Source organism: Paenarthrobacter aurescens (assembly GCF_025421775.1).
Lineage (GTDB): Bacteria > Actinomycetota > Actinomycetes > Actinomycetales > Micrococcaceae > Arthrobacter > Arthrobacter aurescens_B.
Genome location: NZ_JAOEFX010000396.1, coordinates 1 through 262 on the forward strand (window position 1 = coordinate 1; position 262 = coordinate 262).

The 262-nt window shown below is 38.9% G+C and carries 1 protein-coding gene; it reads right to left on the reverse strand.

Features of this window, described 5'->3' with window-relative positions:
- Positions 1–50: 50 nt before the first annotated feature.
- Positions 51–262: hypothetical protein (locus N7568_RS24110; protein WP_261612206.1), on the reverse strand; the 212-nt coding region annotated here is incomplete at its 5' end.

Here is a 262-nt window from a genome sequence, read left to right on the forward strand (position 1 = left end):
GTTATGGGATTAGGGCTTGGCTGCTGTCAGCCTCTGTCAATAGTAATGGCCTATAATGCTTCTCCCGAAGGCCGTACAGGAGAAGTACTAGGGATACGTCTTACTATTAATAAATCTGTCCAATTTTTAGTGCCTATCGTTTTAAGCCCGCTAGGTTCTATATTAGGATTCTCTCCTGTCTTTTGGTCCAATTCACTTTTGTTTTTATACAGCGGGTATTCGCTCTTAGGGAAAAGTATATACTTTTCTAAAATAAACTTAT